Source organism: Rhodococcus sp. WS1, from assembly GCF_003797745.1.
Lineage (GTDB): Bacteria > Actinomycetota > Actinomycetes > Mycobacteriales > Mycobacteriaceae > Rhodococcus_F > Rhodococcus_F erythropolis.
The window spans coordinates 794,831-817,308 of the sequence record NZ_RKLZ01000002.1 but is presented as its reverse complement, the minus strand read 5'-3'; the positions used below and the strand labels follow the sequence as shown (position 1 = coordinate 817,308).

The window sequence follows — 22,478 nt, the reverse complement described above, 5'->3', positions numbered from 1 at the left end:
GTCGCTAACGACTGTTAGCCTGCATGGCATGACTATCGTCACTGACCTGGACCGTGACCACCTACGTTCGGCGGTGTTACGGGGCAATGTTCCGACCATGCTCGCCGTGTTGCTGGAGCTGACCGCCGATGAGCGGTGGGTGGCACCCCGCTATCAACCCACGCGCAGTCGGGGCATGGATGACAATTCCACGGGAGGACTTCCGGAGGAGGTTCAGTCCGAAATCCGGAGCGCGTTGATCGACGCAGTGGAACGCTGGTGGACGCTGGACGAGCCGTCCCGGCGGACGCTGGACAGCTCGGAAGTAGAGCGAATCCTCAACTTCACCTGCAGCGAGACCGTACCGCCGGACTTCGCGCCGATGATGGCGGAGATAGTCAATGGTCCGCAGATCAAGCCTGCCACCGCCAAGTGCGACGAGCGACTCCACGCCATCGTGATCGGCGCCGGCATCGCGGGGATGCTGGCCTCCGTCGAGCTCAGCCGCGCTGGGATCCCTCACGTGATCCTGGAGAAGAACGACGACGTCGGCGGATCATGGTGGGAGAACCGCTATCCGGGCGCAGGAGTTGATACACCGAGCCACCTTTACTCGATCTCGTCGTTCCCTCGTAACTGGTCGACCCACTTCGGCAAGCGCGACGAGGTTCAGGGATATCTCGAGGACTTTGCGGAGGCCAACGACATCCGGCGCAATGTCCGCTTCCGTCATGAGGTGACGCGCGCCGAGTTCGAGGAGTCGAAACAGAGTTGGCGTGTGTCCGTCCAGCGACCAGGTGAGGCGCCGGAGACCCTCGAGGCTCCCATCCTGATCAGCGCGGTCGGTCTGCTCAATCGTCCGAAGATCCCGCATCTACCGGGAATCGAGACCTTCCGTGGTCGCCTCTTCCACTCCGCCGAGTGGCCGAGCGAGCTCGACGATCCCGAGTCGCTCCGCGGAAAGCGAGTGGGCATCGTCGGTACCGGAGCCAGTGCTATGCAGATCGGGCCGGCCATCGCGGATCGTGTCGGATCGCTGACGATCTTCCAGCGCTCACCACAGTGGATCGCACCGAACGACGACTACTTCACGACCATCGACGACGGCGTCCATTGGCTGATGGACAACATCCCCGGCTATCGCGAGTGGTACCGGGCGCGTCTGTCGTGGATCTTCAACGACAAGGTGTACTCGTCCCTCCAGGTCGACCCCAACTGGCCAGAGCCGAGCGCCTCGATCAATGCAACCAACCATGGTCATCGCAAGTTCTACGAACGCTATCTCCGCGATCAGCTGGGTGATCGAACAGATCTGATCGAGGCATCTCTTCCGGACTATCCGCCCTTTGGTAAGCGGATGCTGCTGGACAATGGCTGGTTCACGATGCTTCGTAAGCCCGACGTCACACTGGTGCCCCACGGAGTCGACGCCCTGACACCTTCTGGACTCGTCGACACGAACGGCGTCGAGCACCAGCTGGACGTCATTGTCATGGCGACGGGTTTCCACAGTGTGCGCGTTCTTTACCCGATGGACATCGTCGGTCGATCCGGCCGGTCCACCGGAGAAATCTGGGGCGAGCACGACGCGCGCGCCTACCTGGGGATCACAGTTCCTGACTTCCCCAATTTCTTCGTCATGACCGGACCGAACACCGGCCTGGGACATGGGGGGAGCTTCATCACGATCCTGGAATGTCAGGTCCGCTACATCATGGATGCCTTGAAGTTGATGCAATCGGAAAACCTCGGCGCGATGGAGTGCCGGGCCGAGGTCAACGATCGATACAACGAGGCCGTCGACCGACAGCACGCACAGATGGTCTGGACCCATCCGGCAATGGAGAACTGGTACCGAAACCCGGACGGTCGCGTCGTGTCGGTCCTTCCGTGGCGGATCAACGACTACTGGGCCATGACCTACCGAGTCGACCCGGCAGATTTTCGTACCGAGCCGGCACGCTCCGAGTCGGTCCCGACTCCGACCGCGCGAGGGTGATCATGCAGGACGAAGCCACGGGCGGAGTGCACGGCGGGCCGCTGTCGGGTATCCGGGTCATTGAAATGGAGGCCATAGGGCCGCTACTGCACGCCGGTCTGATGTTGGCAGATCTTGGCGCCGATGTCGTGCGCATCGTGCGCCCCATCTCGATGGGAGCAGATGACGGAATCGACGATGCGAATGCGGGGATGCTCCGAGGGCGGACCGAACTCACTGCAGATCTGACCAAGACCGAAGATCTCGCCAAGGTGCGCAGGCTGATCGGCCGAGCGGACGTCCTGATGGAGGGCTCTCGGCCCGGCACGATGGAGAAGCTCGGCCTGGGCTCCGAGATCTGCCTGCAGGACAATCCGGGGCTGATCTACGGCCGAATGAGTGGCTGGGGCCAGAAGGGACCGATGGCCCGAGAAGCCGGGCACGACCTGAACTACCTTGCGCTTTCGGGCGCGCTCGAACAGCTCGGACCGGCTTCCGGGCCGCCGTCACCGCCGCTGAACTACGTCGGGAACTTCGGCGGCGGATCGATGTTCCTGCTCGTAGGAGTACTTGCCGCGCTGCACGAAAGAGAACGCACTGGCCGAGGCCAGGTGGTGGATACAGCGATGGTCGACGGCGCCAGTTCGTTGACTGCGCTCGTCCGATCGTGGCAGCATGCCGGCCGCTGGTCAGCCCGTCGTGGAACCAACCTCCTCGACGGATCTGCCCCGTTCTACCGCGCGTACGAGTGCGCAGACCACAGGTACATGGCGGTAGGGGCCCTCGAAGACGTGTACTACGACCGCTTCGTGTTCGGACTCGGATTGGATCCCGCCTCGTTGCCGAATCGCTGGGACCAATCGAACTGGGACGACTTGTCCGAACGCTTCGGCAGAACCTTCGCCACACACGATCGCGACGCCTGGGTCGAGGTCTTCGACGGCCTGAACGCTTGTGTCACACCCGTGCTCACACTCCACGAGGCAACACTCCACGACCATGCAATACAGCGGACGGCCTTCGTCGATGCAGGAGGCTTTTCGATGCCCTCCGCCGCACCACGGCTGGACTCGTCACAGGGAGCAGCCCCACCACGGAGAAACGACGAACTGGACGCAACCGTGTCGCGATGGGAGATCGCCTCAGAGCACCACGGGGGCAATTCCACTCGACATCGGTCCACTCGCATGGCTGTTGGTCCACAGACGTGGTGAGCGAGAGAACCGATGGCGCCAGGCGGGCTACGATTTCGGTATGCGCAGGCTGGCTGGATCGTTCGATCGTGACCTCCCCGGGTTGCCGCGTGGCCGCGGCCGACTGGCTGTGGACGAGGTCCAAGACGCGCAACGCGATCGCATTCTGCGTGCGGTGATCTCGTCGACTGCGGAGAAGGGGATCGCCTCGACCACGATCGCCGACGTCGTCGGGCGTGCCAGGGTATCTCGCCAAGCTTTCTACAAGCAGTTCGAGAGCAAAGAAGCGTGCTTGGTCGCAGCGATCGACGCAGGCATCGAGGTGATCGTCTCCAACATCACCTCGACACAAAGCTCGACCACCAATTTGTCTCTACACGAACAGCTTTCGGCTGTAATCGAGAAGTATCTCGAGACGTGTTCGTCCGAACCGGAGTTCGTGCGAGCTTGGGTGGTGGACCTACCTGTGGCCGGCCCGGCAGGGGTGGCGAAGCGCAACGAGTACGTGGAACTGCTCGCCGATGCATTGCTCGTCGGCTACTCGTCCAAGTCTTCAGAAGCCCCGGGGCGTGAAGTGTTTCTCGCGGCGATCGGCGGTTGCAACGAGTTGTTCTACCGCCAGGTGGTTGACGGGTCGAATTCGTACATGAATCTTCATGCGCCGATCATGTCCTTCCTTGAACGGGTACTGGATCTCTCGTCCGACCCTTCGTAGTCCGGTGTTGACAAGCCAAGGGTAGATCGCCATGCTCATTCATAAGTACTGCTGCGTACTTATGAGTGAGGAGTGGTCATGCGAATTACGAGTGGACTGACACAGCGTCCGATCGGACCGCCCGGCCGGGTAGCGCTCCGTCCGCGGCGAGTCGATTTCGACTGGGAGAAAGCGCCTTTGGTGTGGTTGCCGAACGAGCCGATCGCCTCATACCTCCTCGGCTCGATGAACCTCGTCATCCCGGAGGGCGAACGGATGATGATCCAGGCCTTCGAGCAGGCTCTCCCGGACGTGCACGACGAGAAGCTTCGCGAGGACATGCTCGGTTTCATGGGCCAAGAATTGCTGCACGCAGAGGCGCATGACGAGGTCATGAATCAGGTGTTCACACGGCACGGGATCGACCCGGCCCCGTTCAACCGCCAGATGCAGTATTTCTTCCGTAGAACTTTGGGCATCGGTGACGACTCCGATCCGCAGGCCATCCGGCAGCGTCTGATCGAGCGTCTCGGGATTTGCGCGTCTTCGGAGCATATGTTCGCGTTCGTGGGCGACTGGGCGTTGAACGCGGACTTGGAGAAATTCGGCGCGGATCCGCAGATGCTTGACCTCTATCGGTGGCATGGGGCCGAAGAGGTCGAGCATCGTGCCGTGGCACACGAGGTCGCCACGTACTTCGGAGTCGGCTACTTTCGCCGCTGTATCTCCATGATCATCACGTGGCCAATCTTTTTGGGGTGGTTGCTCCGTGCTGCGATGTATCTGAGTCGCAACGACCCCAACACGCCGAACATCGGTTATCCACGATTGCTACTGGAATTCGTCCGCGCCGGACGCCGCGGACTGGTGCCTGGTGTATCGAAATGGTTCTGGAGCGGTGTGTCGACGTTCGTGCCGGGATTTCACCCCGACAGTGTGGGGTCCACCGCCCAGGCCCTCGCCTACGTCGCGCAATCGCCAGCGGCCAAGCGGGTCAACACATGACACCCAACGCGCCCGAACTCACACAGCGGTGGCCGGCCCCCCGCGAGATCCCGGTCGACCTACGTCGCGGCAAGCGCCGCGACTCGATTCTGCGCATTCTGGACGTCCTGGTCTCCACGCAGGTCAAGTTGGCGGTCTTGATTCATCGCGACGAGCCACCGGAAAACCGGATCGACGAGTACAAGACAACGCTCACGGTGTCGGAGCGCACGACGGTGGCCACCGACAACGACGTGGTCAGTCTCGAACTGCGAGCACCTGACGGCAGCGACCTCGAACGGTGGTATCCCGGGGCACACCTCGACCTGTACCTGCCCTCGGGACGGATACGTCAGTACTCGCTGTGCGGCGATCCCGCCGATCGACGCTGCTACCGGATCGCGGTACGCCGGATTCCTGATGGTGGCGGCGGATCGAACGAGGTGCACGACGAGTTGCCAGTCGGTACCGTCGTCGGCGTTCGCGGTCCACGCAACGCGTTCGGGTTCGTCGAACCCGGGCGAATCGAGCGCGGGAAGCGCGTTCACTTCGTGGCGGGTGGCATCGGCATCACACCGATACTGCCGATGGTCCGCGAGGCGGAGCGCATGGGCCTGGATTGGTCGCTGATGTACGTCGGTCGCGAGCGCCGCACACTACCGTTCCTCGAGGAATTGTCGTCGTTTGGTGATCGGGTCACCATCCGCACCGACGACGAATACGGCCTACCCGCAGCGAACGATCTTCTCCCGCCGAATGTCCGCAGCGGCGACGCGATCTACTGTTGCGGTCCGGTCCCGATGATGGACCTGATCACAGCTTGTGTGCGCAACGAGCCCGGTGTGGAAGTGCACGCCGAACGCTTCTCCGCCGCACCGGTCGTCGATGGACGACCCTTCCGCATCCAACTGGCTCGCACCGGTCAGGTCATCGATGTCGCCGCCGACCAGACCGCACTGGACGCGGTCCTGCGTGTGAACCCGAAAGCCCCCTATTCATGTCGTCAGGGCTTCTGCGGCACCTGCATGGTCCACGTCAGCGACGGCGACGTCGATCATCGTGACAATTCGTTGAGCCCAGCCGAGCGCGCCGCCGGCAAGATGCTCCTGTGCGTTTCGCGGAGCAACAGTCCCTGCCTGACGGTCACCACATGAATCCACCGATGAGAAAACACAATTCCAGACGACCGGAGTACCTGTTGAACGACGATCAACTGACATCGCGGGTGGTGGACCTGCTGATCGCACTGGAGGAAATGGACGCCGATGCCGTGCGCGCACTCGTCGATCCCGACATCGAATGGCGCAACACCGGCCTGCCCAGCGTGCGTGGAAGCAAACGCGTCGAACGGGCGCTCACGATCGTCTCTCGCCTGATCACCAGGTACGAGGTCGTGGAAGTGCTCACGATGACCACCGACCACAACACCGTGTCCTCCCGGCGAAGAGAGATCATCCGCATCGGATGGTTTGCCATGCACCTCGACGTAGACGGCCACTACACATTCGCAAACGGCCTGCTTCGCATTTGGGACGACCGCTTCTCCTACCGCCGACTGCTCCGCGGATTGCGATTCGGCCCAACCACCTGAAGTAGCGACGTTTTGTGTCGCATTTTGCCGGGGAGTCCTCACCAGATGCTGAAATCTCCCCCCTGCGGCCTCTCGACTACATCCTCGGCTCAGGAGTTCGGCTGCTGGTGCGGGCAACTCTCACCGAGTTCACGGTCGCGTATGTGACCGGCTCGTTGTGCCGTTGGACCGCAACGGGATTGGATACCGCTGATGGATGCACGACAATTGTTCGCCCTCGGCGCGCTCGGTACCGGGATGTTGTCGCTGGCCTTGCAACTGACCGCGCTGTGTCTCGGCGCCGAGGACGCGGAGCGGTACGTCTTTGTTCGCGCCGCCAATGCCACCGCGGTCCTCAGCCTTGCTCTGCTGTCCGCCGCGTTTGTCTTCTGACCGACGGCTGGATGACTTTCCGGGCGCAACATGTTCACGAACGAAGGAGTTTCGGTGAATCCACCCATAAACCACTACCGCCGGCGATCGGTGAAATCGATCCTCTTCGGCGGAGTCGTTGCAGCACTGCTGCTCTCGGGATGCACGATCAGTTCAGCAGGCCCCACTACCGAAGGCAGGCAGTCGTCGAAGATGCCCACCGACTCCGAGCAGATCACCACGGTGATCCGATCTCACCTCGATGCACTCCGTACCGGCTCGACCGAGAGCGCTGCTGCCACCGTCTGCGCCGAGAAGCAGGTATCAACCACGACCACTGGAAAGGTGTTGCCGGCAATCACACTCGATGCAGTCGAGTACGTCACCCTCCAAGGATCGACAGCCACAGCGACCGTACGCGGACATCTCGATGACGCTCCGGAGACCTCGATCGGCAAGGTCGTGTCGTTGACCTCCACCAGTGGCCACTGGCTCATCTGCTAAGCCTGCACCGCTTCGGCAAGCACAGGATAGGAACGAGAGAATTGAGGTAGCGGTGATGGTAGGCCGTGCGACGGACGAGAACGTCTTTCAACTCCGGTTGAACGAGCTTTTCTCCGGCTCCGATCGGCGCCTGACGAACACCGCTGTGGCTAACGGCCTTCTCGCACGGGGCTACCGAATCTCGACACCGTATCTCTCACAGCTTCGACACGGCGTCCGCTCGAGCCCATCGGATGAGGTGGTGTCAGCGTTGGCCGACTACTTCGATGTCCCTCCCGGCTATTTCTTCACCATCCCCTGGTCCGGCGATCGCGCGCGCATTCACGACGAGGACGCGGAGATAGTCGCTCATCTCGCCGACCCGGAACTGAGACAGTTGCTCCGGGCCGCGAACGGACTCTCGGCGACCTCACTTGAACTGTTGTCGAATCTGGCTGCCGCACTACGTATCTCCGAAAGCCGTCGGAAGACGCCCACACGGACTCAACGTCCTACACCCGATCGACCGAAAACCGGCACCACGACCGCGGCGAATCAATCCCACCGATGTGATCTGACCCCCAAGTAAACCCATAGGGTTGCCGACTATTTGCCAAATGGCGCTCACTGGCACGCCCCCTCCACCTATTTTGGTTTCGAGACACCGGATTCGGCCCCTGACTAGATCCGAACGAAGAAAGGCCCTTTCGATGACACGTGCACTCAAGATCGTTGCCGCTCTGGCCATCCCAGCGGCTGCTGGAGCTGTGGCGGTTGCCGGCGCAGGATCTGCCTCGGCGTCGACTCCGGTATCGGGAGACGGTTACGTCGGAGTCATTCTCGATCACCACGAGACGGTCGTCGCGAGCCAGATCAAGGCGGGCAATCTGATCAACGCCGCATTCGGCGACGCCTGGACTGTCGGGTTTCCGCACGATTCCATCTGGCACACCGGAGCATGGACCCCGGGTCAGTCCTCATGATGCTTGTCGTCAACACGAGCCTGGAATTCCGAGAACTGTTCGTCGAGGTTTTCGACCTTCTCGTCCGACATCTCCGTGACGTGGTCGGCGAAAGCTGTCCCGGCGACTGCGCCGCCGGTCCCGGGCACCGTGACCGTCTCTCTTGATCCAGGCTCGTATCTTTTGTCCATCTCGTCCGCGAGTTCTTTCGCCCCGTCAGCGGTGTCGGGACTTGTTTCGGATCCAGTCGCACCCTCTTGGCCGGCATCAACGTGCCCGGAACTTTCCACGTTCACTGGTATCCCACTCTCTGCATCGACACCGACCGGTCGTCGCTTCAGGCAACCTGCCGACACTCGAACGGGTTGCTCGGCAGCCTGTTTCGTCGACATATCAGTTGCGGGGTCACGACGCATTAGAGGTACCCCGTCCGCCGCACGGCGAATCCGGAGTGTTGGTCCGCGGTATCCAACGACCTACACGCGCGGTGGTACAGGACTGCGAGATCCTCGCGGACGAATCAGGCCGCCCCACCATGAAATCGGCCCCCGCCACCCTTGGCCCAATTACTCGTCGATGCGGTTCGACATCCGCAGCGAAGTTGCGGTGGTTACTAGGAGGTAGGTCGGGGTAGCCCGCGTATCGGCGGTGGCTCCGCGGTCCGCGGAGCACTCGTCGAGCACAAGCTGAACATCATGTAAAGCACGCACCGACGAAGGGACGACCCCGATATGAGCAACTCCGAAACCACGTCCGCCTTGATCAACCAGCTGCGCATCATCCTCGGTCTGACACATGCCGAGATCCAGGTCGCCGAAACACGCGTCGCTCAGGCCAGAACCGAAGCGGTTCGACGCGAACTCACGGAAAACGCAGAGAACGGTCGAGAAAGGGCCAGTTCCATCGAGTCCACGATTCGCGATCTGGGTGGCGTTCCGGAATCGGTCGGTCCGTTCCTCGGACGAGCGACAGCAGGCGTGAAAGCGATGGTCGAATAGGCCCAGCCCTTCGACGAAGCTGTACTGGGAGACCTTGCGCTCGAACATCAACTCCTCGACCGCTCCCGCTACCTCAAGGCCCTGGCCACTGCCGGCGGCGATCAGACCGTCGCGGCGTTGGCCGACCGCCTCATCACTGCACACTCCGCGACTGTGGACTGGCTGACCACCGTCCTTGCCGAGGAGGCACTCGGGGGGCCGGCAGCTTTGCGTCGCACTCCCTTCCAAGCGGCCACCGGAGCAGCCATTCGACTGGTCAACGTTCCGGTCTCCTGGTCCACCCGCAGTCTCGACCGTGCCATCGACGCTGTTCGCACGTCGCCGCCGGTATTGGGTGAGCTGATCAGCTGGGGCGCATATGCCGGTGACGTGACTGTGAAAACACTGTCGGCCAGTAGGGATGCGGCCATCGCCACGGCTGAGAAAGTCACTCGCCGAGAAGGTGCTGACGGTGCCGCGGATGTCTTTCGTTCGGTACGGAAGTCGAGTGGGTTACTCGACCCCGCTGAACTTCCCATCGAAGACTTCGACGAACTCAACGTCGCCCAGGCCGTCTCCGCGGTCAAGGAACTGACCGACGCCGCACAGGTACGAGACATCGTTGCGTACGAGGAAGCGCACAAGAACCGACACGGCGTCGTATCCGCTGCACAGGCAAGACTTGCGGCGATCGCCCAGGAAGTCGTCGGAATTAACTGACCTTCGTATCCGCCTGAGGAGGGCGAGAGAAAACAGCCTCTGCATTGCTTCGTGTCCCGCGAAGAACCGAGCAGGGCCAGACCGCCCCGAACACAACTACAAAGCACTCCCGAAATCGGCGATACGCGTTCATCACGACAGGCTCCGGGCAAAACGGGGCGGTGGCTGACCACGCATCGAAGTCAGCCCCCGCCGCCGTTTCTGCAGTTTAGGGCTGTCAGCGCAAACTCACCATGGAAGAACGCGCCTGTGTGCTCGAAATCTACGAGACGCGGCAGTTTCAGAATCGAAACACATTGCAAGAATACGGGTTTGAAGCAATCGCCGTTGTACGCGAACCTCGAACTTGCTGGGCGCAGCGGCAGTCGTAAGCCCGCACGAACTCGACCGGCAGCTGACAGCATCTCGACACCGGCAATTCCCGTTTCGCCCCAACCACATGGGGTTGGCAACCGTCGTTGTTCCTGCCCCGATGCTGCGTTGTTCGCGACAGAGACACTCCTCGAAAAAATCTGGCACTCTCAGTTGCAGAGTGCTAATTCGTGTGGTTATCATGTTCTCGCACAGTAAGTTCGGTCGACCGCCACAGTGGCGGGGACCTTTCGTTTCACGACATGGGAGGTGTGTTGCTGTGCTTCGTTTCGATCCTTTCACCGACATCGACGCGATCACCAAGTCCGTCCTCGCCGCGGGAACCGGCAACGGACGCAGTCCACGGTTCATGCCGATGGACCTCTACAAGGTCGAGGACCAGTACGTCCTGCACGCCGATCTTCCCGGCGTCGATCCCGGCTCGGTGGACGTTCACATCGACGGCTCGACCCTGACGTTGACCGCGCATCGCACCGCCCTCGCCGAAGAGGGTGTGAGTTGGCTGGCGAGTGAGCGTTTCGCTGGAACATACAGACGGCAACTGTCCATCAGCGACGACATCGACGCCGAACAGATCGTCGCCTCGTACGACAACGGTGTGTTGACGGTGACGTTGCCGATCGCGGAGAAGGCGAAACCGCGGCGGATCGAGGTCTCCTCCGGACCGCCCTCACGTACCGAAACCATCGAAGCGACAAAGCAGGTGCAGGTCGAAGCCTGATCCGCCTGGCCCGAACACCGCTTGATGGTGGGGTGACTCCCGAGGACACGCGATGGGTTCTCGGGCCTCACCCACCATCGTTTCGATCTCCCACTGCACACCCGTGGCACACACCGGTACATCCACCACACGAAAGAATCAGCGCGAGAACCCTTTAGCCGTCATGACTGCATCAACCATCCCCCCGCACGAACAATCCGACAACACCGGCAACACCGAATCCCGCCCGCACACCTCGCCCGATTGGTGGGATCACCACCGTCCGATCACCAGCGACGAATACAGCGACATGGCGTTGATGCTCGGTGCCCTCTCGATCCTGACGTTCTGGATGTTCGGCCTCGGCATCCTCCTCGGTGCCGCCGCCATCGGAACCGCACTGGCAGCGCGCCGACCCGACACCCCCGGACACGGTCCGGGCGACAACACCGCCGGCGTGGTCGGGATCCTCACCGGCATTGCCGGAATCGCCTTCGGCATCGTCTTCCTCACTGCAGCACTACCCCACCTGTAGACAAACCGAATTTTGCACTAGTGGAATCGAATTGGTGCTTGTAGCAGGATCTCACAAGATCTGAAATCCGTCCCACCTTCAGGCGATGGCGGCAGCAGCTATCCCCGCGCCATATCGACGAACTTCGAGAGGTGAAGCTGGTGCGCCACAGTGATTGTCGCGGTCGGGCCGTTACGGTGCTTACCCAGAATCAGGTCGGCTTCACCGCCACGGGGATCGTCTCGCTCGGTCGCGTCGGGGCGGTACAGCAGAATCACCATGTCGGCGTCCTGCTCAAGTGAACCGGACTCACGAAGGTCGGCGACCTGGGGACGCTTGTCGGTTCGCTGCTCGGGACCACGGTTGAGCTGACAGATCGCGACAACCGGAACTTCGAGCTCCTTCGCCAAAAGCTTTAGGCTACGGGAGAATTCGGAGACTTCCTGCTGACGGGACTCGACCTTTTTACCCGAGCTCATCAGCTGGAGGTAGTCGATGACGATCAGGCGAATGTCGTGTTTCTGCTTGAGCCGCCGCGCTTTTGCGCGAATTTCCATCATGGTGAGGTTGGGGGAGTCGTCGATGAATAGCGGCGCCTCACTGATCTCACTCATGCGACGCGCGAGCTTGGTCCAGTCGTCGTCGGTCATCTTTCCGGAGCGCATGTCGCCGAGCTTGATCTTTGCCTCTGCGGACAGCAGACGCATGACGATCTCGGTTTTGCTCATTTCCAGGGAGAACATGACGCTGGCCATGCCGTGGGTAATGGAGCACGAACGCAAAAAATCCATTCCAAGCGTCGATTTGCCCACACCAGGTCTAGCCGCGACGATAATCATCTGACCAGCGTGAAGACCGTTGGTGATCTCGTCGAGATCCTTGAATCCGGTGGGCACACCGAGGGAAATTCCGCCGCGGCTGGCGATGGAGTCGATCTCGTCCATCGTGGGCTGGAGGAGCTCGGTGAGGGGTACGAAGTCCTCGGTGGTTCGACGCTCGGTGACCTCGAAGATCTCGGCCTGCGCGCGGTCGACAACCTCGGCCACGTCCTGGCCCTCGGTGCCGGCGTAGCCGTACTGGACGATGCGAGTACCGGCGTCGACCAGACGACGCAGCACGGACTTCTCGGCCACGATCTCGGCATAGAAGGCGGCGTTGGCGGCTGTGGGCACTGTCTGGGTCAGCGTCACCAGGTAGGCAGCACCACCGATACGGCGGAGCTCACCTCGACGGTCGAGCTCGGCGGAGACCGTCACCGGGTCGGCGGGCTCGCCACGGCTGTAGAGGTCCAGGATCACGTCGTAGACGGACTGGTGGGCGGGCCGGTAGAAGTCACCCGGACGCAGTACCTCGAGGACGTCAGCGATGGCGTCCTTGCTCAGCAGCATGCCGCCGAGCACCGACTGCTCGGCAGTCATGTCCTGAGGTGGCTGGCGTCCGAACTCCTGGTCGGGCTCGGCCTCGGGAGGGCCCGGGTAGTCCGGCCCCGAGAAGTCGGAAGGTCCTCGATCATCTACAACAGCCACAAGCGAGACCTTCCCGTAAAACACTCGACGACACTGCCAGAAACCGCAGCGCCCTCATCATTTGTACCTGCCCCCACCGACATCCCCTAGCCGCATTCGGCCGGGCTGTAGATAGACGCCGAGATGACGTTAGGGACTAGTAGGTCCGCATACAAACCGGACTGTGGATAAAGCTGTGGATGCTTTGTGGAAACTCCCGCCCCACGGTGTGCACCGCCTGTGGAGCATTTGGGGACTACTTTGCCTAGTAACTACAAAAGACCAGGTAGATGGCTATCCACAATTTCACAGGCCTGTTGATGAAAATAGTTTTTCCACAGTCGGCGCGTCGGCGTGTCGGGCGTGTTGCCTCGCCCGATTCGTCACTGATCACCAAGTCGAACATCACAGTGTGAGAGTTATCCCCAGGTCCGATTCGGGACGCTGCCAGGCGGCACACCGCACCCCGAAACAAAACGTCGGGCCCCGCACACCGAAGTGTGCGGGGCCCGACGAGACGAACAGTCGACTATGCGCCGACGACGTTCAGGTTGAACTTGGCAACCACATCGGGGTGCAGGTTCACGACCACGGCGTGCTTGCCCGTGTTCTTGATGTGAGCCTTCGGCAACACGATGGAGCGCTTGTCGACAATCGGTCCACCGGCAGCCTTGATCGCAGCAGCGACGTCAGCGACGGTAACCGAACCGAAGAGCTTGCCCGAGCCACCGGCGGTCTTGACCGTCAGCGTTACGGACTCGAGGCCCTCGATAGCTGCCTTGAGCTCCTTGGCGTGATCCAGGCCGCGCACAGCGCGCGCTTCCTGTGCACGACGGATGCCCTCGACCTGCTTCTCGGCGCCACGGGTGGCGACGATTGCCAGTCCGCGGGGGAGCAGGTAGTTACGGCCGTAGCCGTCCTTGACCTCCACGGTGTCGCCAGGCGCACCGAGGTTGTCCACGTCAGCGGTGAGGATGAGCTTCATGTTCTTTCCTCCCTTTCCTTAGCGAGCCACGGTGGCGTAAGGCAGCAGTGCTACCTCACGTGAGTTCTTGACGGCAATGGCAACGTCGCGCTGGTGCTGGACGCAATTGCCGGTGACACGGCGAGCACGGATCTTTCCGCGATCGCTGACGTACTTACGAAGCAACGTCGTGTCCTTGTAGTTGATCTGCGTGTTCTTCTCTTTGCAGAAGGTGCAGACCTTCTTCTTCATAACCTTGTCGCGCAAGGGCGGCTTCGGCATGTCTTTGCTCTTTTCTGGATGTTCCTGATCAGGTACGGATCAGAAGGGCGGTTCGTCGCTGCCCGCACCACCGAAGGAGCCCGAAGCCTGAGGCGCACTGCCCCAAGGATCGTCTCCACCCGAAGGTGCAGCGCTCGGACGTCCGCCACCCGATCCGCCGGAGGAACCGCCGAAGTTGCCGCCTCCACCGCCGCCACCACGGTTGGCCTTGTTGACCTTTGCCGTGGCGTACTTCAGTGAAGGACCGATTTCATCGACTTCGAGCTCGACGACAGTTCGCTTTTCGCCCTCGCGAGTTTCGTACGAACGCTGCTTGAGCCGGCCGCTCACGATTACTCGTGAACCACGGGTCAAGCTCTCCGCGACGTTCTCGGCTGCTTCGCGCCAGATGTTGCAACGCATGAACAGCGCATCGCCGTCTTTCCATTCATTGGAATTACGGTCGAAGGTGCGGGGCGTGGAAGCAACCGTGAAGTTTGCAACCGCGGCACCCGCCGGGGTGAAACGAAGTTCAGGATCAGCCGTCAGGTTTCCGATGACGGTGATGATGGTGTCGCCAGCCATGTGGTTCCTCCTGCATTGATGTAAGACCGTTGGGCGCGAGAGTAGAGCTCGCTACCGACAGTAATTACTTGTTGTGGCGCAGAACCTTCGTGCGCAGAACCGACTCGTTCAGACCGAGCTGACGATCGAGCTCAGCGACGGTGGCGGGAGTGGCGTTGATGTCGATCACCGCGTAGATACCTTCAGCATGCTTCAGGATCTCGTAGGCGAGACGACGCTTACCCCAGACATCGACCTTGTCGATCGTGCCGCCGTGCTGGCGCACAACATTGAGGAACGTATCCAGTGAAGGAGCGACAGTGCGCTCGTCCAGGCTGGGGTCAAGGATGACCATCAATTCGTAATGACGCATAAGACCTCATCACCTCCTGTGGACTAAGTGAAAACGGCCACGGACTATCCGTGGCAGGAGGGTCGTTGCGTCAGCAACCCTCGTAGGTTACACGAGGGGCCTTGACCAGGGAAATCGTCCCGGCCCTCCAGGAAGACCACCAGATCGATGCGCGACGCGTGGCGCAGACGCATCACCCCGCGAGCCACTGCGCCCCCTAGGGTGAGAATCATGCGAACAGACCGCAAGACCCCGGCGTCGATCCTGGCGTTGGTCGTCGGATTGTGCGGGCTGACGATGGCGCTGGGCTATTTCAACAAGGCCAGATGCGGCGGTGCACCGTTCGCGCCCGACGGCCGAAGCCTGAACTTCGACGTCAACAAGAACATCGACGTCTGCTACTCCGATATCCAGTTGCTCTGGCTCGGACGAGGAATCGATCAACATCTGTTCCCCTTTGTCACCGGAGGGATAACGCCCGAAGGATTCCTGACCGGCGGAACCGTCGAATACCCGGTGCTCAGCGGAATTCTGATGTGGCTGGGCGGTATCGGCTCACACACCGACACCGATTTCCTTCTGCACTCGGCACTGATCCTGGCTCCTTTCGGACTGCTCACGGCGTGGATGCTCGGCAAGATGAGCGGCGCGTACGCGCTCGTGTGGTCGGCGACTCCGCCCCTGGTTCTGTACGCATTCCACAACTGGGAGCTCCCGGTGGTGGCCACCAGCGTCGGCGCGATCTTCCTGATGACGTTCGAGCGGATTCCACTGCGAACTCGCGCGGTTCTGGCGGCCGTCATCCTGGCGATCGGTTTCTGTTTGAAGCTGTACCCGGGAATGTTCGTGCTGCCGCTCATGGCCTATGTGCTCCTACGCGGCACCGAAGGCAAGCGCTACGACGTTCGTGGGGCGCTGATGACGGCGGGCGCGGCGATCGTCACCGTCGTCCTCGTCAACCTGCCGTTCGCCCTCATTTCCTACGAAGGCTGGCGCGCGTCGTTCAGCTTCCAGGAGAAGCGAAGCGCCGACATCACCACCAACTCGGTGTGGTTCTGGGGGTTGCGCCCGTTCTACGGTTTCGGAGTTCGCGAACTCAACGCCGACTACGACGCACTGGTGAGCATCCTGTCTCCGGTCATGATCCTGTTGTCGTTCGCGCTCGCGATGTGTCTGGGTTGGCGACGATACGTCCGCGACGGCTACTTTCCGTGGATTGCAGTCAGTGCCGCGATGTTGTGCGGATTCGTGTTGCTGCACAAGGTCAATTCACCGCAGTACACACTGTGGATCCTGCCGTTCCTCGTACTGTTCAAGATCCGGTGGTTCTGGATCGTCGCCTATCTGATCGCCGACGCGGCGTTGGGTATCGGCATCTTCCGGTACTTCTACCAACTGGACATGAATCTCGATCCGAGCAAGTACGAAGCCGTCGTCCAGGCGAGTGTGTGGGGCCACGTCGTCCTGCTCGCCGTGTTCTTCTTCTTGTTCCTGCGAGTCCCACTGCGGTATCCGCTTGCCGGTGGGACCGATCAGATTGCGAACTCCGACAACAACCTTCCGACTCACTCACGGGAGCACGCCTGATGACTGCATCATGGTTCGAATCACCGACGCTGACCGGTGATCGTGTCCGACTCGAACCCCTGGGCGTCGCGCACACCGACGCTCTGCTCGCGGCGGCCGACGACCCGGCGATCTTTCGTTGGACCGCATCGCCCATCACCGATCGGGAACAGGCACAGACGTACATCGCTGCAGCAACCGACGACCCGAATCGGATCGCCTTCGCGCAGGTGAACATCGCGACGAACGCCGTGGTCGGCACTACGTCCATGTACCAGATCGACCCGGTAAACCGCAGTCTTGCAATCGGATACACGTGGTTGTCGCGATCTGTTCAGGGAACCGGGATCAATCCCGAATCGAAACTGCTCCTGCTTCGTCACGCCTTCGACCAGCTCGAAGCCGTACGCGTCGAGTGGCACACGGACGAGTTCAACGAACAGTCCAGGGCAGCGATCGCAAAGCTCGGCGCTCAGTTCGAGGGCCTGCTGCGCAAGCACCGACGCCGCGTCGACGGCAGTTGGCGTACAACAGCGCTGTTCGCGATGACCGACGACGACTGGCCGACCATCGCACCTCAGCTCGAGACACGTACCCGAAACTAGCGATCACCTGCACTCTTCGGCCAAGTCCATGCCAAGATTCACCTCATGAGCGATCAGGGTGGGTACGGGTACCAGGGCAATCAGAATTGGCAACCGGCTCCGTACGGGCAGCCCGATCCGTACGGCAGGCGCCCGACGAACACACTCGCGGTACTCGCCCTCGTCTTCGCGTTCCTCATCGCGCCGTTGGGGATCGTCTTCGGGCACATCGCTCGCGGCCAGATCAAACGGACCGGCGAAGAAGGCGACGGACTCGCCCTTGCCGGACTGATCATCGGCTACATCTTCACCGCACTCGGCATCCTGGCCGTGATCGTGTGGATCGCGTTCTTCGGGCTGCTCGCCGCCGCTTTCGGCAACGCCGCCGATGAAGCGAGTTCGCGGAGTTTCACCTACACGACGCCGTACTCGTACTCCACGACCACGACTCGGGCACCGAGTGCACCCACCACAGCGCCGAAAACGACGACGCCACCACGCGTCACAACCTCGATCGGTCCGGCGCCGACCGTCTCTGGCACCGACCGTCAGGGTTTCATCTCCGGCGGCCCCAGTTGCAACTCCACCAATCCTGCCGTCGCCATCGCCGTCACGACCGGATCACGAATCGTCATCTGCGAAACGGGAGTCGGCCGCTACTACTACAAGGGTCAACGGCTGAGCGACGGCGCCACCATCGAACTCGACGATCCGACGCCCACCGGCAACGGATTCACCGTCACCAACAAGGACGTGACATACAAGCTCACCTCCGCCGGACTGGTGATCACCGGCAGCGGAGGCGAGCTGGGTCGGGAACCGGCGCTCGAGTTCTGGATGAACTGACCCACGTCAGCCGGCACACGGATCCTGATAGGGAACACCGGGCAGGTAACGCTCCCATTCGGCTTCCGTGATGGGAGATCCTGCGGTGCGGCACAATCGATCAACGACGCTGTCGGGGTCGATTCCCCACAAGCGAACGGTCTTGTCCGACCCGCTGCCCGCGATCATGTCACTCGCGCCGGCGAACTGAGCGTCGTTGACGCGACCCGGGTAGGCGGACAGCGTCGCAAATCGTGTTGACCGCGAGGGCGTCTCGATATCCCAGAGCCAGACGGTTCCGTCGCCGACACCGGCAGCGAGCCGATCACCGGCGCGGTTGAACGAGATCGAATAGATTGCGCCCTCGGGACCGAGAAGACGAGCGAGCTCCTCGGGTGCCGACGGTGTGCGTACGTCCCACACGGCGACACTGTGATCCGCACTTCCGGCGGCCAACAACGTCCCGTCGGCACTGAAAGACACTGCTAGTGCGTAACTTTCGAATCCACCCACCGTCGCCGCTACCCGGGGCGACGCTGGGTTCGACACATCCCACAGATCCACTTCGTTCTTGGCGTTCGCGATCGCCAGTATGTCGGCGCCCGGTTGAAAGGCCATCATCTGCGGGTAAGAGCCGACATCGGTCGACGACAGCAGCTTCGGTTCCGATGGATCGGAAACGTCGACCAACGCAATGCTGTTGTCGTCCTGCGAGGACACCGCCAGCAGATCTCCGGCGGGATTCAACGCGACGACCGCCACGATGCCCTTCACGTACACTGCGGGTTCGCTGTAGATCCGTGGCGACGCCGGATCACTCAGGTCCCAAAGATATGCACCGCCGCCGCCGGTGCCGCTCACAGCCAGGTTCCCGTCTGCCGACACCGCCGATGCACCGCTGAAAGAGTCGGCCCCTTGCGGTTTCAACTCCGGCATCACCGCGGGGCGATCGAGATCCTCGGTGTTCCACGCCAACATCGCGCCACCCCTGGCGCCGACGCCGGCCACCAGACGCGAACCGTCCGCGGCAAAGGGACTGGTGAAAATCGTGTCCCGAGCTCCCGCCCAGACCGGACCCGGCAGAGCCCACACGCGAGTCACACCGTTGAGTCCTCCGGTGACCAGGTTGCGGCCGTCGTCGCTGTAGTCGACGGTGGTCACCGCCCCACTGTCCGGAAGTGTTTCGATCAATGCCCCGGTTCGTGGGTCCCACACGCGCACGGAGTTGTCGGAACTTCCTGCGGCAAGACGTGTTCCGTCTTTGCCGTAGTTGAGTTCGTTGACGTAGCTGGAAAATCCCGTCAGTGCTGGCAGGGGAGTGGGGCGCACCGGATCTCTCATGTCCCACCGAACCACCTCCCTGCCAGTGGTTCCCGCCGCAAGCTCGCGTCCGTCCGGACTGAAGGCGACGCCGAGGTAGTGGACGGTGGTGCCGTTCGGCTCGGTCGCGAAGATCGGCGCCGATTCCTCACCCCACTTTGCGACGTCCCACACACGAAGTGTCGATTGACGCCCGCCCGCCACGAGGAAACGTCCGTCAGGACTGAACGTCGCGGTGACGATGCCGTCAGCTGGGTGCGGAAGAGCAGGCAAAGCAACGGCATTCGTGGAAACGTCGATGTTCCATCGCAGGACGTCAGGCGTCGAGGTACCGGCGACCAGCTTGGTTCCGTCTGGACTGAACTCCATGTCCTGCACTACGCGTTCACCGTCGACGGGAAGAGTTCCACGGACCGGATTCTCGGGATCCGACACGTCCCACAGCGCAGCGCCGCCGGCGCCACCGGTCGCAAGCAGCCGTCCGTCCGGGCTGTAGGCGACGGCAAAGAGGGCCGTGCCCTCCGAGACTCCGAGGAACTCCGCCTGCGGAACAGCTGAGGCCACACCGTCCACCATCGGATAAAGTCTGACCTTCCCATCCGAACCACCCACCGCCACAACAGTTCCGGCTGGGTTTATCCGGGCCTTCATCGCGCCGGGCGGTCCGATGATGCGAGTAGCCGAATGAACGCCCGACGCATCCAGCAATGCCGAGCGGGCTTCGGTCGTTTCGTTGACCGCAAATGCCGCCAGAGCAAGCTGCGACGCCAGCGACGGATCCCGCTCGCGCATCCTGATCGACTCGGTGGCCACCTGACGCGACATCGCCTCGTCGCGCGCGGTATCTGCTTGGACGCGTTGACGATTGGCTCCGATACCGGCGACGGTCGCAACCACCGCCAACACCAGAGCGATCACCGACGCAGCCGCCAGCGCAGTCACGAGCCGTCGCAGCACGCGTGTACGTCGGCGATCGGCAAATTCCTGCTGATCACGATGCTCGATGCTCGCAGCGAGGTACTCCCGCTCGGTGGCGTTGAGGTCGGCGGCGCGGGTCCGACTCGGTTCCAGTGAGAGACCGAGTTCACCCGAGTTCAGCCATTCTTCCGTCAGGTGAAGACGTGCGGGTCCGAGCAGCGCGCCGGGGTCGCGTCCACTGTCTTCCCACACCTGCGCCGCGTAGGTGAACCGGCGATGCACCGCCAGGCCGGCGCGGTCCGAGTCGATCCAATCGCGAAGCCGACTCCACGCTGACAGTAAGACCTCGTGCGAAACCTCGACCGTCTCTTCGTCGACGGTGAGAAGGCGCCGTAAGGCGAACCGGTCGATGACGGTGTTCACGTCGTCGACGTCGTCACCGAGGAAGAGTTCGGTGCGCGGTGCACGCCGACGCGTCTGCGTCACTTCGTCGACGTTGACCAATCGGAGGAAGATCCTGCGCGCCAACTGCTGCTGCCGCTCTGTGAGCTCGCCGTAGACTTCCTCCGCGCTTTGCTGGACGGCTCCGGCAATCCCGTCGGTGGCGTAGTAATCCGAGACGGTCAGAGTTTTACGCGTCGACCGTTGCCAGGTCCCCAACAGTGCGTGTGACAGCAAGGGCAAAGCTCCGGGGTCGCTCGCCGTACGCGAGCCGCGTGGTGTCAGCTCGGAGACCAGAACCTGAACCAATTCGCTCTGCACGGTCATCCCGGCCTTGATCGCCGGCTCGACGATCACCTCGCGCAATTGTTCGTCGGTCAGTGGCCCGACCACCATCGGCGAATCGTCGAGCAGCGGCACCAAAAGCGGTTCCTCCGCCGCGAGCCCGTAGAAGTCGGCGCGCATTCCGATGACGGCGATGGTGTTCTCACCGAGTTCCGCGAGAGTCCGCAGTATTTCCTCGCGCCGATCACCGTCGCACTGCGTCCACAGTTCCTCGAACTGGTCGAGGATCAAGACGGTTGGTTCGTCGGAAATCGACGACGGAATTCCTCCCGTACCCGGCTGCAGGATTTCCACCCGCCAGCCGTCGAACCGCGAATCGCCCTCGGCAACCTTGGGGGCGAGCCCGGCCCGCAGCAACGACGACTTACCCGATCCGGAAGCACCGATCACCATGAACTGACGGCGGCCGACACCTCGTATCGCCGACGCCACCCGTTGGGCCAAGTTGGCAGTGAGTTCGTCTCGACCGAAGAACCACTCGGCGTCCTCTTGTCGGAAAGATTCGAGACCTCGATACGGAACGGTGGCGTCACCGCGTCGTCTGGCTGTCAGCTGCCTCACTCGTTGCACCGCACCGATCCAGCGCTGCCGCTCATCCTCGGAGTCGACACCGCAGGCCTCGAGGAGCGCAAAAAACATCGGGGTACTCGCCGGCGTCGGCAGGTGTTGGCCGGCGAACCATCCGCTGACGGTTCCGTGCAAACCACCCGAACGCTCGACGGCTTCGCGGACCGTCAGTCCGGCTGCCTTCCGCAACGCCGTGAGCGCCTCAGCAAACTGTCCACGCGACTCGATCTGGCCCGGATCGACCTGATTGTGCCTACCGGCTTCCGCCTTCGAGTTCATAGCGACGCACTCTATCGGAGCAGGTAGGGGATTTGTCCGTTGTATGGACTCTGTATCGAGAGAGTTGCGCCCGTTCCACTGAGTCGCCTCGATCGAAATACTCGTTCTCAGTCGCGCCCCATCTCAGCAGCCCTTCTGCAAATACGGCAGTCGACGTCCATTCCCTCCGTCGAAAGGCGCTACTCGCATGTCTTCAATCGGCATTTCTCCGAAGATCGAGGCAAACGTGTCCCGAGTCGGCAACCCCAAGCACGGCAAGCACAAGCCGAAGCTGAGCGTCCGCGAGATCGAAGTACTTCTCGCCTGGCTTCGTTCGGATTCCAAGTCCGAGGTCGCCGAGACACTCGGCCTACGCGTCTGCACCGTCAACACACACATCACTCGGGTACGCACGAAGTACAGCGACGTCGGGCGGCCGGCTCCCACGAAGGCAGCGTTGTTCGCCCGCGCGGTCCAGGACGGGTACACCACCCTCGACGAGTGGTGACC

At 62.0% G+C, this 22,478-nt stretch carries 23 protein-coding genes and 1 pseudogene; 17 read left to right on the top strand and 7 right to left on the bottom strand.

Going from position 1 to position 22,478, the window contains the following annotated elements:
- The first annotated feature begins 28 nt into the window (after window positions 1-28).
- The 10 genes from EEB12_RS16275 to EEB12_RS16230 all read left to right on the top strand — a co-directional run bounded on the left by EEB12_RS16275 (window position 29) and on the right by EEB12_RS16230 (window position 8,236).
- Complete coding sequence (locus EEB12_RS16275; protein WP_181447553.1) at window positions 29-1,978, top strand: flavin-containing monooxygenase; 1,950 nt, start codon at window positions 29-31, stop codon at window positions 1,976-1,978.
- 2 nt (window positions 1,979-1,980) lie between these two features.
- Window positions 1,981-3,171: a CaiB/BaiF CoA transferase family protein gene (locus EEB12_RS16270; protein WP_042922113.1), complete on the top strand. Its 1,191-nt coding sequence runs from the start codon at window positions 1,981-1,983 to the stop codon at window positions 3,169-3,171.
- Window positions 3,172-3,211: 40 nt separating this feature from the next.
- A complete protein-coding gene (locus tag EEB12_RS16265; RefSeq protein ID WP_019746026.1) occupies window positions 3,212-3,865 on the top strand; it encodes a TetR/AcrR family transcriptional regulator in 654 nt (217 codons plus the stop codon).
- Between the two features lie 78 nt (window positions 3,866-3,943).
- On the top strand, window positions 3,944-4,849 hold the full coding sequence (locus tag EEB12_RS16260; protein ID WP_141488115.1) for a metal-dependent hydrolase: 906 nt from the start codon (window positions 3,944-3,946) through the stop codon (window positions 4,847-4,849).
- Entirely contained in the window at window positions 4,846-5,982 is a 1,137-nt protein-coding gene (locus tag EEB12_RS16255; RefSeq protein WP_141488114.1) for a PDR/VanB family oxidoreductase, read from the top strand. Before EEB12_RS16260 ends, EEB12_RS16255 begins: the two co-directional genes overlap by 4 nt.
- 44 nt (window positions 5,983-6,026) lie before the next feature.
- The gene (locus EEB12_RS16250; RefSeq protein ID WP_223257862.1) at window positions 6,027-6,419 is read left to right on the top strand and encodes a limonene-1,2-epoxide hydrolase family protein; all 393 of its coding nucleotides are present in this window, start codon (window positions 6,027-6,029) and stop codon (window positions 6,417-6,419) included.
- A 192-nt stretch (window positions 6,420-6,611) separates the two neighbouring features.
- The gene (locus EEB12_RS16245) at window positions 6,612-6,791 is read left to right on the top strand and encodes a hypothetical protein (protein ID WP_029256695.1); all 180 of its coding nucleotides are present in this window, start codon (window positions 6,612-6,614) and stop codon (window positions 6,789-6,791) included.
- 54 nt (window positions 6,792-6,845) lie between these two features.
- Window positions 6,846-7,274 carry a hypothetical protein gene (locus tag EEB12_RS16240; RefSeq protein WP_139148462.1) on the top strand — a complete coding sequence of 143 codons (429 nt, stop codon included), beginning with the start codon at window positions 6,846-6,848 and terminating at the stop codon, window positions 7,272-7,274.
- Between the two features lie 55 nt (window positions 7,275-7,329).
- Window positions 7,330-7,842: a helix-turn-helix domain-containing protein gene (locus EEB12_RS16235; protein WP_052741000.1), complete on the top strand. Its 513-nt coding sequence runs from the start codon at window positions 7,330-7,332 to the stop codon at window positions 7,840-7,842.
- A 121-nt stretch (window positions 7,843-7,963) separates the two neighbouring features.
- Window positions 7,964-8,236, top strand: a complete 273-nt coding sequence (locus EEB12_RS16230) for a hypothetical protein (RefSeq protein WP_052741001.1) — start codon at window positions 7,964-7,966, stop codon at window positions 8,234-8,236.
- On the opposite strand, the gene EEB12_RS16225 is transcribed toward EEB12_RS16230, so the two are convergent.
- A complete protein-coding gene (locus EEB12_RS16225; protein WP_181447554.1) occupies window positions 8,224-8,511 on the bottom strand; it encodes a hypothetical protein in 288 nt (95 codons plus the stop codon). The two genes, EEB12_RS16230 and EEB12_RS16225, sit on opposite strands and share 13 nt — an antisense overlap.
- A 435-nt stretch (window positions 8,512-8,946) precedes the next feature.
- Here EEB12_RS16225 and EEB12_RS16220 point away from each other — a divergent pair.
- From EEB12_RS16220 to EEB12_RS16210, 3 genes and pseudogenes are all read left to right on the top strand, one after another.
- Window positions 8,947-9,912 (top strand): annotated as a pseudogene (locus tag EEB12_RS16220) (ferritin-like domain-containing protein).
- A gap of 631 nt (window positions 9,913-10,543) precedes the next feature.
- Window positions 10,544-11,005, top strand: coding sequence for an Hsp20/alpha crystallin family protein (locus EEB12_RS16215; protein WP_141488113.1), 462 nt, complete (start codon window positions 10,544-10,546; stop codon window positions 11,003-11,005).
- A gap of 163 nt (window positions 11,006-11,168) precedes the next feature.
- Complete coding sequence (locus tag EEB12_RS16210) at window positions 11,169-11,519, top strand: hypothetical protein (RefSeq protein WP_141488112.1); 351 nt, start codon at window positions 11,169-11,171, stop codon at window positions 11,517-11,519.
- Window positions 11,520-11,617: 98 nt separating this feature from the next.
- Here EEB12_RS16210 and dnaB read toward each other — a convergent pair whose 3' ends face one another.
- The 5 genes from dnaB to rpsF form a co-directional block, all read right to left on the bottom strand.
- Window positions 11,618-13,024, bottom strand: coding sequence for a replicative DNA helicase (gene dnaB / locus EEB12_RS16205; RefSeq protein ID WP_019746049.1), 1,407 nt, complete (start codon window positions 13,022-13,024; stop codon window positions 11,618-11,620).
- Window positions 13,025-13,532: 508 nt separating this feature from the next.
- Window positions 13,533-13,988, bottom strand: coding sequence for a 50S ribosomal protein L9 (gene rplI, locus EEB12_RS16200; protein WP_003941243.1), 456 nt, complete (start codon window positions 13,986-13,988; stop codon window positions 13,533-13,535).
- An 18-nt stretch (window positions 13,989-14,006) separates the two neighbouring features.
- Window positions 14,007-14,249: a 30S ribosomal protein S18 gene (rpsR, locus tag EEB12_RS16195; RefSeq protein WP_003941245.1), complete on the bottom strand. Its 243-nt coding sequence runs from the start codon at window positions 14,247-14,249 to the stop codon at window positions 14,007-14,009.
- Window positions 14,250-14,288: 39 nt separating this feature from the next.
- Entirely contained in the window at window positions 14,289-14,813 is a 525-nt protein-coding gene (locus EEB12_RS16190; protein WP_003941248.1) for a single-stranded DNA-binding protein, read from the bottom strand.
- Between the two features lie 64 nt (window positions 14,814-14,877).
- The gene (rpsF, locus tag EEB12_RS16185; protein ID WP_003941237.1) at window positions 14,878-15,165 is read right to left on the bottom strand and encodes a 30S ribosomal protein S6; all 288 of its coding nucleotides are present in this window, start codon (window positions 15,163-15,165) and stop codon (window positions 14,878-14,880) included.
- A 210-nt stretch (window positions 15,166-15,375) separates the two neighbouring features.
- Here rpsF and EEB12_RS16175 point away from each other — a divergent pair, with 210 nt between their 5' ends.
- Genes EEB12_RS16175 through EEB12_RS16165 form a run of 3 tightly spaced genes read left to right on the top strand, consistent with a single transcriptional unit; the run spans window position 15,376 to window position 18,140 of the window.
- The gene (locus EEB12_RS16175; protein WP_141488111.1) at window positions 15,376-16,731 is read left to right on the top strand and encodes a glycosyltransferase family 87 protein; all 1,356 of its coding nucleotides are present in this window, start codon (window positions 15,376-15,378) and stop codon (window positions 16,729-16,731) included.
- Window positions 16,731-17,315 carry a GNAT family N-acetyltransferase gene (locus EEB12_RS16170; protein WP_029256728.1) on the top strand — a complete coding sequence of 195 codons (585 nt, stop codon included), beginning with the start codon at window positions 16,731-16,733 and terminating at the stop codon, window positions 17,313-17,315. Before EEB12_RS16175 ends, EEB12_RS16170 begins: the two co-directional genes overlap by 1 nt.
- Window positions 17,316-17,360: 45 nt before the next feature.
- Window positions 17,361-18,140, top strand: coding sequence for a DUF4190 domain-containing protein (locus tag EEB12_RS16165; RefSeq protein ID WP_029256729.1), 780 nt, complete (start codon window positions 17,361-17,363; stop codon window positions 18,138-18,140).
- A gap of 6 nt (window positions 18,141-18,146) precedes the next feature.
- Here EEB12_RS16165 and EEB12_RS16160 read toward each other — a convergent pair whose 3' ends face one another.
- A complete protein-coding gene (locus tag EEB12_RS16160; RefSeq protein ID WP_141488110.1) occupies window positions 18,147-21,989 on the bottom strand; it encodes a helix-turn-helix domain-containing protein in 3,843 nt (1,280 codons plus the stop codon).
- Window positions 21,990-22,176: 187 nt separating this feature from the next.
- Here EEB12_RS16160 and EEB12_RS16155 point away from each other — a divergent pair, with 187 nt between their 5' ends.
- Window positions 22,177-22,476: a helix-turn-helix transcriptional regulator gene (locus EEB12_RS16155; RefSeq protein WP_019746055.1), complete on the top strand. Its 300-nt coding sequence runs from the start codon at window positions 22,177-22,179 to the stop codon at window positions 22,474-22,476.
- Window positions 22,477-22,478: the final 2 nt, after the last annotated feature.